Below are 11,969 nucleotides of genomic sequence, written 5' to 3'. Positions count from 1 at the left end.
TAAAAACAGATAGTTAAACGCCACCATATTAATGGTGTTTAATTGTAGGAATAGTTACCGTTAACGTGTTTCAGCAATTGACGCAGATTCAAGCCCGATGTGGCTTGCGCCTCAGGTTTATTTTCACTTCCAGTTCCAGGACGAGCTGATGAAAAGTAAAAGGATAAGTGTATGCGTGTGGACTGGAAAGATTACGCTGCTCCCGCCAATGGCGAGTTGTCCCTTCTGTTTGAGAACATGCAACTAACCATCGAGTCCGACTGCCTCACCGTAGATCTTGGTAATGGCAAAGCATGCTTTCACTGTCTTTCATACTCTCGGTATATTTGGCACTTATATGATGTTCAGATTCTGTTTCTCTGCGAATTAAACACCGATCAATAGCACTTGCTTAAACGCCCTAAAAGCTGCTTCTTGAAAGCTACAACATCTTGCGCAGTTGCCTACGGCTACGCCAGAATCCGCCGGCTTGTGCGCCTTGGGAGCGGTCGGTAACTTGGTTCCTGTCACTGATCGTCAGTGATCGGGTTTAGTCGCCCGTTGTTGCCAAGTCGCACTATGTCTCTATCAGGCGGGTATCCCATCCCTGCACTTGATGGTGGCTGTGCGCAGGGCGCCTTCGGGCGCGCCGATTTCTTGGCTCATCGGTCGACTAACCTGCGCACAGCTGCCTCCCTTTCGTTTAGTCGCGAACTGGTTGCAGCCTCACTCTTAGAAGTTAGAGCCAATGTTCAAGGTCACCCCAAACCCACCGGACACCGATCCGGTCTCCCCATACGAACGCCCCGATTCAAAAAAACTCAACGGCGCCGCCGAGCGCGCCCTCGACCATCACTTCCCGCCAGCCGAACAAGCACCACCCAAACGCAACGGCCAACTCTTCAGCGTCTGCCCGGGCATCAACACTGAAGCCCTCCTCGCCAATGCCTCGGAAGATCTAATGTCCATCAGCGCCATCGCCGCCGGCCTCGCCGACGACGTGGACGGCTCACGCCGCTCCGTAGCCTTGGCGCTCAGCCACATGGCCGATGGGGTGCATTTGTTGGTGGAGCGAGCGCTGGATCATCTGGAAGAACCGGAAATGGCAGCGATTCTAGCCAAGCAACAAATCCGAGTCAGCTAACTCGCCAAGCAGTAAACAACCCCGTTGGGTGTTTCCCTACCCATCGGGGTTTTTCTCGTCACGGTGCCCAGCACACTGCTAGGAGCACAAAACCACCTCAGATCTCTTCCCTGTTTCTGAAACATACGTAGGACGCGTCCGGATCGGTCTTTCTGGTCTTGAAGTGCGCCTCTGCCCGAGTACTTTGCGTAAGCCCAACTCAATTCTGGGCCGGTGCAACTCATCGTTAATGGCAGCGCGCTTCGCCGAAAGGGCGCCAATAGAAAGGGAATTCAATCAATGGCTGTTGGACACTTCATCCGTCTGGGCGACAAAACACCCGTGAGGTCGTTTTCTTATGCATTGGTCGGGTGTCTGGGCGGCCTGAGTTCGGCCGTGGCCGCGCCTGGCCCGACGCCGGGCGAACAGGATTTGATTCGTGAGCGTCAGAACCGGTTGTTGGAACAGCAGCAACGCCGGCTCGATGAACTCAAGGAACTACCGGGTAAAACCGTGGTTCCCACAGCGCCAAGTGCTCCGGTCGATAGTCGCTGTTTCCCCATCCGGCAGATATTGATCAACGGCGCCGATCATCTTTCCGAATCTGATCGCAAGGAAGCAACGCAGCCCTATGAAGGCCAATGCCTGGGCACCTCCCAACTCAATGAACTGCTCAAAGACATCACCATCCATTACATCGACAAAGGTTTGGTGACCAGTCGAGCCTATTTGCCACAGCAGGACCTGTCCGGCGGACTGCTGAAAGTGCTGGTCGTCGAGGGTCGTCTGGAAAAACTGCAAGTCACAGCGCAAGCCGGGGTGTCGGTGCGCGAACTGGCCATGAGCTTTCCTGGCCGTGAAGGTGAGTTACTGAACCTGCGTGAAATAGAGCAGATGGTCGACCAGCTCAACCGCCTGCCGTCCAATCAGGCTCAGATGGAGCTAACTCCCGGCCAGGCTCCGGGTGGCAGTGATGTGGTGGTGAAAAACACTCCGCAAAAGCCGTGGCATGCCTCGTTGTCACGCAATAACGGCGGCCAGGACAGCACAGGCGAACAGCAGTGGGACACCTCGTTGGATTGGGACAGCCCGCTGGGATTGGCCGACCAGTTGATGCTGCGCGGCGGTCATGACGCCGTCAGCGATCATCAACGCAGCTCCAGCAGCGCGTTTATGAATTACAACCTGCCATGGGGCTGGTGGAACTTCAACTACAGCTACAGCCAGAGCGACTACCGCTCACAAGCCAAGGCTTATGGTTTTGGCTTCAAGCAGACCGGCGACAGCCAGAACCATCAACTGCGTGCCGAGCGGGTAGTCCATCGCGATGCCGTCAGCAAGACCTCGCTCAATGCCGGTCTGGCCTATCTGCGCACAAACAACTTCATCGAAGACACCAAGCTTAAGCAAAGCAGCAACCGGATCAGCGAAGCGCAGTTCGGTGTCAACCATGGCAGACGCATCGGCAGCGCTTTCGTCAACCTGGACCTCGGCATGCAAAACGGCATCGGTGCCTTTGATGCTCAAGGTGATCACGATCCGGGCCCCGGCGAACCCACTGCTCGCTACCGCAAGTACACCGCGACAATGAGCTATTTGCAGCCCTTCACCCTGTGGGGCGAATCCTTGATTTTCAGCAGTCTCGCCACCGGTCAACGCAGCGAGGATGTGCTGTTCAGCTCACAGCGCATGAGCCTTGGCGGGCAAGGCTCCGTACGTGGCTACAAGGAACAATTGCTGTCTGGTGACAGTGGCGATTACTGGCGCAACGACCTGCGCTGGAGCCGTCAGGTCACTTGGCCCTGGTTACGACCGGTCCTGGCTGAATACGGCACCAGCCTGGGATACGACCAGGGCGTGATTCAGAACGATCGTTACAACGGCAATCAGCACGGACGGGTATCCAGCAACTCCCTCGAACTGTTTGCCAGAGGCGAGCACCTGGCTACCAGCGTGACCTTTGCCCATTCGCTCGAACGCCCCGATGCGCTGACCAAACACGAAGCGCCGATCTATTTCAGCCTGAGTTTTTTCCTGTAGCCGGACGATTAATTGCTGCACTTTTTGAGAGTTCCAACATGGATGTCCGTCAATTTGCTTTCCTGGTTCGCCAGCCGTCTGCCGTTCTTTTGAACCGTGAGCGCTTCTGGGGCATGCCCAAGCGTGGCGTAGCCCTTTTGCTAGCCAACGCCATGTTTTGGCAACCGTTGTGGGCACAAGCCGACGGCATCGTCGTCCATGCTCCGGGGACGGGACTGGAACACGCCGGCAATGGCGTACCTATCGTGAACATCGCCGCGCCCAATGCCAGCGGGCTGTCGCACAACCAGTTCCGTGACTACAACGTCGGCAGCGAAGGGGTGATCCTCAACAACGCCACGGGCCGCACGCAAGCGACCCAGTTGGGCGGGATCATTTTGGGCAACCCGAACCTTGGGGGCACGGCGGCCAGCACGATTCTCAATGAAGTCAGCGGTGGCAATCCGAGCCAATTGCGCGGTTATACCGAAGTGGCAGGGCAATCGGCGCGGGTCATCATCGCCAACCCCTATGGCATCAGTTGCAACGGCTGCGGGTTTATCAACACCCCACGGGTGACCCTGACCACCGGCAAGCCGGTACTGAACAACGGTCAGCTTGACCATTACAAGGTCGACGGTGGCAGCGTGTTTATCGACGGTGCCGGGCTGAACGCCAACAACGTCGACAGCTTCGAAATCATCACTCGCTCAGCGAAGATCAACGCCGAGATTCAGGCGAACAAACTGAGCATCGTCGCTGGTCGCAATGATGTCGACGCACAAAGCCTTAATGCCGTCGCTCGCACCACTGATGGCAGCGCTGCACCGGAACTTGCCATCGACAGTTCCGCGCTCGGCGGTATGTACGCCGGTGCGATCAAACTGGTGGCTACCGAAGCAGGTGTCGGTGTTCGATTGGCCGGTAATCTGGCGGCCAGCGGCGGCGATATTCAGATCGATGCTAACGGTAATTTGAGCCTCGCGCAGGCCGCATCCACCCATGCCATCAACATCAAAGCGGCCAGTCTCGATGCACAAGGACCGGTCTATGCGGGTTCGACACTGGACGTGCAAACCAGCGGCGCACTGAGCAATCAGCGAAGTCTGGCCGCACGTGATCGCATCAGCCTGAGCAGCGGCGGCCAACTGAGTAACAACGGCATCATCGAGGCGGGTGTGAATGCCGACAACAGCCGTAATGCTCGCGGCTACATCAGTCTGTCTGCACAGAATCTGCGCAATACCGGCAACGTGGTAGCCAGCCAAAACCTCGATGCTCGTGTGAGCCAGACATTCGACAACAGTGGTGGCCTGATTGGCAGTAAAGGCCTGCTCACGGCCAGTGCGGCCAGTCTGGTCAACCGATTAGGCAGTCTGTCCAGTGGCGGTCAACTGCGCTTCACCAGCAGTGAAGGGATCGACAATCAGGGTGGCCGTCTGGTGACCGATGCCGGTCTCGACCTGCGGAGCGCCAGCCTCGATAACCGTCAACAAGGCAGCATCAGCGGCAAGGGCGCAGTGCAGGTAAACACCGGTACATTTGACAACAGCCAAGGTGGTCGTTTGACCAGTGGCGCCAACCTCACCCTCACTGCTACGCAGGTGAACAACCAGGGCAAAGGTCTGATCGCCAGTGAAAATGCCCTGACCGCCAATGTGGCCAGCCTGGCGAACAGCGGCGGCACCCTGACCAGCCACAGCAGTCTCGACCTGAACGTCAGCAGCCTGCTGGATAACCAAAATCAAGGGCTGATCAAAGCGGTGACCGGGTTGAACATCAGCAGCGCCGCGCTGAACAACCACAACGGCGGCACTTTGTTCGGCAGTGCGATTGCCATCGACTTTGGTAGCGCCGCTGGTGATCTGAGCAATGCTGGCGGCCTGATCACCACGGACGGGCAGTTGAGCATCCGCCACCTGCGTGATCTCACCAACCAGGGAGGTGAAATCTCCAGCAGTCAAAGCTTCACCCTTGGCGGTCGCACCCTCGACAATAGAGCGGGCAAACTGATCAGCAGTCAGCAGCTAGGTCTCGACGCCAGTAGCATTCTGAATCAGAACGGCTTGATCTCGGGTTGGGAAAGATTGGGTGTCACTGCCAACAGCCTCGACAACCGCAATAACGGCACGTTGTCCAGTCGCAACGGCGACCTAGACGTCAGTGTTAGCAGCACCTTGCTCAACAGCGGTGCAGGTGCGCTGGTCAGCCAGCAGCGTCTGACCATCAACGCTGGCAGCCTCGATAACAGCGCTGGCGGCATTCTCTCCAGTGCCGGCGATCAAGCCCTGACGGTGCAAGGCTTGCTGACCAACGCCCAAGGCGGACTGATTGACAGCGGCGGCGCCTTGACCTTGCAGGCCATGGCATTCGACAACACCTACGGCGCCATCAGCGCCCAGCAGTCAGTCAGATTCACCGGCTCCTCGCTGGATAACAGTCACGGCAACCTGATCGGCAACACTGCCGTCACCCTCAATCTGCTCGGTGTATTGACCAACAGCAACGGCAAACTGGCCAGCACCGGCCCCTTGCTGTTGCAGCGCGCCAGCCAGGTCAACAACCAGGGCGGCCAGTTGGCGAGTCAAGGCTTGATGACCCTGTTCATCGGTGGCTTGGATAACCGCAATGGCGGCACCGTTGCGGCTAACGACCATCTCATCTTGACCGCGAGCGGCACCGTGCAGAACAGCGACGACGGCCTGATCTACAGTCGACATGGCGACCTGCGCCTGCACGCGGCCAGCCTCGCCAACAGCCAAGGTACGCTGCAAAGCCAGGGCGAAATGAACCTTGAGATTGCCGGGGATATCGACAACCAGAACGGTCGGCTCCTCGCCCAAAGCGGTGATCTGAACCTGGCGGCCGCGAACTTTGATAACCGGGGCGGCGTGCTATCCAGTCTGCAAGCGACCCTCACCGGTTTCCTCAACGGCTGGTTGAAAAATGGTTATGACCTGCTCAACCACCTGGGCGGCAACACTCAGGCTGAACACCTGAACCTGACTGCACTGGGGGGTATCGACAACCAGGGTGGACGCCTCGCGGCGCAATCGGGCGATGTCATCATCAACACTGCTTACTTCGACAACCGGGAAGGTGGTTTGTATGCCGCCAAAGCTGCCGGCGTTACCGGTGGAGCGCTGGATAACAGCGCCGGCCAGATCGCAGCCCAGCAGATTGACTTGAGCCTTGCTGGCGCGCTGAACAACCGTCGGGGCATCATCGAAAGCAGCAACACCCTGACGCTCAGCGCCGCCAGCGTGGACAACCAGTTCGGTCAACTCCGTGCCCTGGGCACCAGCGGCGCTTCGCGCTTTCTGATTGGCGGCCTGTTCGACAACCGCAACGGCACCCTGGAAAGCGCCAACACCGATCTGCACCTGGCTGCCGGTAACTTCATGAACACCAGTGGCACCGTGTTGCATGTTGGCAGCGGCAGTTTCGACATAGCCACGGCCAACGTCCTGAGCGCGGGTGGTTCATTGGTCACCCGAGGTGGTTTGACGCTCAACGCTGACAGCTGGACCAATACCAGCATCATCCAGGCCGGGCGTCTGACACTTAACGTCAACAACTTTGCCCAGACCGTCGCTGGCCAGTTGCTGGCTTCCGACAGCCTGTACGCCACTGGTGTGAACTGGAGCAACGATGGCCTGATCGCCAGCGACGGTGATCTGTACTTGGGATTGTCTGGCGCTTACAACGGCACCGGACGACTGACCAGCCGAGGTGACCTGAACCTGCAAGCCGGACAACTGACCTTGGCCGAATCTGCAAGCATCGCCAGTGGTGGGGACAGTCTGATCAACGTGGCCAGCCTGCTGAGCAACCATGGTCGATTGACCTCTGCTGGCGACCTGACGGTGTACGCGGGCAACCTGAACAACTATGGCACTCTCGGCAGCGGGCAAGACCTGACCCTTACGACCAACGCACTGTTCAACGATCACGGGCTGATCTTCAGTGGCTGGGACATGGGGTTGCGAGTGGCGTCGTTGAGCAACAATTACGCGAGCATTTACAGCCTGGGCGACCTCGACATCGATCGTGACGGTAACGGTGGTTGGGCTACTAGCATCGTCAACCGCTCCGGCTTGATCCAGAGCGACGGCAGCATGAGCCTGGCGGCCAGCACGATACAGAATATCCGTGCGCTTTTGACCATCAACGACAGCGGTATCTACGCAGCCAAGATTGAACAAATCGAGTGCATTGAAGGCGTCAACGCCGGTGACTGCAGAGGCAAGCAAAACCGTGTCTGGGAGATTACCCAACGCGACAAACTGGAAGTGACCGCCGCCAGTTCCGCATCCAGCATCACCGCCGGTGGCAACCTGAACATCAACGGCGGCGACCTGCTCAACCACAGCAGTACCATCGCCACCAGCCGCAACTTCACCGCCACGCTGAACAACCTGACCAACACCGGCGTGGAAACTTCCGACACCGAAACCGTGCGCGTGTTTCGTACCGAACGCGCCCGTAACGGCAGCAGCTGGAGCAACGCTGCCGACGACTTCACCGAGCGCTACTGGTTTCTAAGCAGTGGCTATGACGTCAACAACCTGAGTGGTTTGGTCGAGGCCATGAGCCGCTTTATTGGCACCACCGAGCTTGAGTTGCCAGCGCTTGGACGGTCGACCCAACTTGCCACGGGTGACCAAACCTATGCCGCCATCATTCAGGCCGCAGGCAACGTCAGCATCAGCACCCATAACAACTTCGACAACAGCGTGGTCCGTAGTGGCTTCGATTACGTCGGCAGTGGCCCGCGCACCAATACCGATTCCCCGGGCAGTGACTTCTCTACGCGCATCTCGTTGAACCAGCAATTACCGCCGGACCTGGCACAACAGCAAGTCAACCCGCTGACAGTGCCTGGGTTTGAGCTGCCTATAGGGCAGAACGGCCTGTTCCGCCTCAGCGGTCAGGGCAACAGCACCGCCGATAACGGCCCACAAGGTTGGAGCGTAGGAGGCGCCGGAGTGGGCTCAATCAGTAAAGTTCAGGGCCAACCAAGTAGTAACGGGAAGTCCAGCCCGCACAAATACCTGATTGAAACCAACCCGGCGCTCACTGACCTCAAGCAGTTCATGGGTTCGGATTACCTGCTGGGCAAACTCGGCTACAACCCTGACGACAGTGCCAAGCGTTTGGGTGACGGTTTCTATGAACAGAAGCTGATCCAGCAAGCGGTGGTGGCCCGCGCCGGGCAGCGTTTCATCGACGGCCTGACCTCGGACGAAGCCATGTTCCGTTACCTGATGGATAACGCCATCGCCAGCAAGGACGAACTCAACCTGTCGCTGGGCGTGACCCTCTCCGCCGAACAGGTGGCCGCGCTGACCCACGATATCGTCTGGATGGAAACCGTGGTGGTCAATGGCGAAAACGTGTTGGTGCCGGTGTTGTACCTGGCCAACTCGAACAACCGCCTGGTCGCCAACGGCGCACTGATTCAAGGCCAGGACGTAAGCCTGATCGCTGGCAAAGACCTGAAAAACGCCGGCACACTTAAAGCCAGCGACAACCTGACTGCCCTGGCCGGAAACAATCTGGTCAACAGTGGTCTGGTGAACGCTGGCAACCGCCTCGATCTGCTGGCTGGAAATGACTTGAGCAACAAGGCCGGCGGTATCATCGCCGGGCGTGACGTAAGCGTGACCAGCATCAGCGGCGACGTGATCAACGAGCGCACGGTGACGGGGTATACCAGCGGCAACGGCTACAACAACCAGCACCGCGACTTTGTTAACAACGCCGCTCGCATTGAAGCGGCCAACGACCTGACCATCTCGGCCGGGCGCGATGTGAACAACATCGGCGGCGTGCTGCAAAGCGGTCGCGACACCAGCATCAGCGCCGGGCGCGACGTCACCATCGGTTCTGCCGAACAGGTCAACAGCAACGAACATAGCAGTAATAACCGTGACCTAACCGTCAGCCAACACGGCGCCAACCTCGACACAGGCCGCGACATGTTGATCAGCGCCGGACGTGACCTAAGTGTCGTTGCCAGCCAAATCGACGCAGGCCGCGACATCGCTCTAGACGCTGGCAACAACCTCACGTTGGCCTCGGCGGTGGATGAGGAACACAGCTACAGCAAAACCAAAAAGGTCAAGGCGCAGGAAGACCACGTCAGCCAGATCGGCACCGGCCTCAATGCTGGTGGCAACGTCGTACTCACAGCTGGCCAGGATCTAACCTTGATTTCCAGCAAGGTCAGCGCGGGTGGTGAAGCCTACTTGGTGGCAGGCGGTGACCTGAGTCTGCTGGCGGCACAAGACAGCGACTACTCGCTGTACGACAAAAAGAAAAAAGGCGGCTGGGGCAGCAAGGAAACCCAGCGTGATGAAGTCACGGACGTCAAATACATCGGCAGTGAAATCAAGACAGGCGGTGACCTGACGCTGGTCAGCGGTGGCGACCAACGCTACCAGGGCGCCAAACTCGAAAGCGGCAAGGACATTACCCTCGACAGTGGCGGCAGCATCACCTTTGAAGCCGTCAAGGATCTGCATCAGGAGAGCCACGAAAAGAGCAAGGGCAACTTGGCTTGGCAATCCGCATCAGGCAAGGGCAACACCGATGAAACCCTGCGCCAGAGTGAGTTAGTAGCCCAAGGGCAGTTGGTGATCAAAGCTGCCGATGGCTTGAGCATCGACCTTAAACACATCGACCAGAAGTCAGTCAGCCAGACCATCGATGCGATGGTGCAAAGCGATCCAAATTTGGCCTGGTTGAAAGAGGCCGAGCAACGCGGGGATGTGGACTGGCGATTGGTCAAAGAGATACATGATTCCTACGGCTACAGCAGCTCAGGTCTGGGCGCTGGAGCACAGCTAGCGATCGCCATTGTTATGGCGGCCTTTGTCGGTCCCGCCGCTCTGACTGCATTGGGAGGTGCCGGCGCAGTTGCGGCTGGTGGTGCAGCCATCGCGACAGGTGCGGCGACCAATGCGACGGTCAGTTTCATCAACAACGGCGGCAACCTTGGGGCGGTGTTCAAGGACGTCACGTCCAGTGATGCCCTGAAGGGATATACCATTTCTGGTCTCACGGCGGGCATGACTGCTGGTTACTACAACGACTGGACTGGCACCACGACAGACCCCCTCACCGGCAAAATCAGTGCCGATCTCGGCACCTGGAAGGGTGTCGGCCAATTCGCTTCCAGTCAGGGCCTGCAAAACGGGACCTCCGCTGCGTTGGGCAAGATCATGGGCCAAGGCGGCGATCTGGGCGATGCGCTGCAAAGTACGTTGTTCAACACTTTGGCGGCCGCCAGCTTTAATGCGGTGGGCGACTACACCAAGGACGTTTACGCCGACGGCAGCCTGCAAAAAATCATGATCCACGCCATGGTCGGTGGACTACTGGCGCAAGTCAGCGGCAGTGACTTCAAGACGGGCGCGCTGGCAGCAGGTGCCAACGAGGCGTTGGTCGACCAGCTCAATACCTGGGTCGGAGGCGATAAAAACCTGCTGAGCATGACCTCGCAGTTAGTGGGTATGTTGGCGGCGGCGACACAAAGTGACGTCGACGGTGAGAGCCTGCAAGCAGGGGCTTGGGTGGCGGACAACTCAACGCAGTACAACTACCTGAATCATCAAGAAGTGGTAGAAATGCTGCGCGACGTCGATGCTCAGGTGACTGAAGAAGAAAAGAATAAGGTCCGGGAGCGCTATGCTGAACTAGATGAGAGCAGAAATAGGGATCTAGTCTCAATATGTCAAAGCGATCCGGCAAGCTGTGATGCCTTGTCGAATCGTCTTATGGAGGACGATCCAAAGCTGCGATCGTTAGCGGCCGATTTGAAAGCTCGTGGGGAGTACGGTCAGGCCGCCGTCGTAGGATTTTTGATCACAAACAGTAATATTGCTGCTGGGTCGACCATTGCTACAGAGTTGTCCGCCGCTAGAGATGGCGAAGACTCCAGATTTGGATCCGCCTTCGCAGGTGCATTGCTCGGTAGTGTCCTGGGAGGAATGAGACCTAGTGGAGTAGGCGGTTCAGCGGGAGCGGTATTTAAAACAAACAAAGAAGCTAAACTTGCTGCGGAATCGTTAGGATTTGGAAGGATAAAAGAAACTGTGCATGGAGGGCAGGTAGTATATAAAAATGGGAATTTATACATCACGCGGGATATGGATGGACATAATGGCGGCGCTTGGAAAATGGCTGCCTCTGTAAAGGATCTTGGTAGTAAAAATACTCGCCTTGGAACATATGACACAAACTTAAACAGAATCGGTGATTGAATGAAGGCTGATAAAAACTGGGTCAAGCGCGGAAAGTCTATTCTCGAGTTAATAAAGGAGCTCGAGTCATTTGAAGATAAAAGTTTGATAGTTGAACTGTCATTGGATGGAGGAGCAACCTCTAAACCGATTAGTCTGGTAGGAAAAAAAAACGGTAAGTGCTTGCTAATTAATTTAGATGAATAAATGCAGGCTGATTTCCCATTCCTGCATTTGATGACGGCTGTGCGCAGGGCGCCGCCGAGCGCGCCCTCGACCATCACTTTCCCCCAGCCGAACAAGCACCACCGAAACGCAACGGCCAACTCTTCAGCGTCTGCCCGGGCATCAACACTGAAGCCCTCCTCGCTAACGCCTCAGAAGATCTGCTGTCCATCAGCGCCATCGCCGCCGACCTCGCCGACGATGTAGACGGCTCACGCCGCTCCGTAGCCCTGGCGCTCAGCCGCATGGCCGACGGGGTGCATTTGTTAGTAGAGCGAGCGCTGGATCATCTGGATGAACCGGAAATGGCGGCGATACTCGCCAGACAACAAAGCCGAGTCAGCTGATCTGCCAAGCAGTTCAGCAGCAACGCATAC

The 11,969-nt window shown here is 57.5% G+C and carries 4 protein-coding genes; all 4 read left to right on the top strand.

From position 1 onward, the window contains the following. The first annotated feature begins 727 nt into the window (after positions 1–727). The 4 genes from ACM6IR_RS23455 (at position 728) to ACM6IR_RS23440 (ending at position 11,939) form a co-directional block, all read left to right on the top strand. A complete protein-coding gene (locus ACM6IR_RS23455) occupies positions 728–1,123 on the top strand; it encodes a DUF6124 family protein (RefSeq protein WP_414909894.1) in 396 nt (131 codons plus the stop codon). 279 nt (positions 1,124–1,402) lie between these two features. Then, positions 1,403–3,142, top strand: coding sequence for a ShlB/FhaC/HecB family hemolysin secretion/activation protein (locus tag ACM6IR_RS23450; protein ID WP_414909893.1), 1,740 nt, complete (start codon positions 1,403–1,405; stop codon positions 3,140–3,142). Between the two features lie 38 nt (positions 3,143–3,180). After that, on the top strand, positions 3,181–11,388 hold the full coding sequence (locus tag ACM6IR_RS23445) for a DUF637 domain-containing protein (RefSeq protein ID WP_414909892.1): 8,208 nt from the start codon (positions 3,181–3,183) through the stop codon (positions 11,386–11,388). 203 nt (positions 11,389–11,591) lie between these two features. Beyond that, entirely contained in the window at positions 11,592–11,939 is a 348-nt protein-coding gene (locus tag ACM6IR_RS23440; RefSeq protein WP_414909982.1) for a DUF6124 family protein, read from the top strand. Positions 11,940–11,969 lie beyond the last annotated feature (30 nt).

It is taken from the genome of Pseudomonas sp. IT-P253 (assembly GCF_949768125.1).
In the GTDB taxonomy this organism is placed as follows: domain Bacteria; phylum Pseudomonadota; class Gammaproteobacteria; order Pseudomonadales; family Pseudomonadaceae; genus Aquipseudomonas.
The sequence above is the reverse complement of the archived record's forward strand: the minus strand, read 5'-3'. Positions and strand labels throughout refer to the sequence as shown.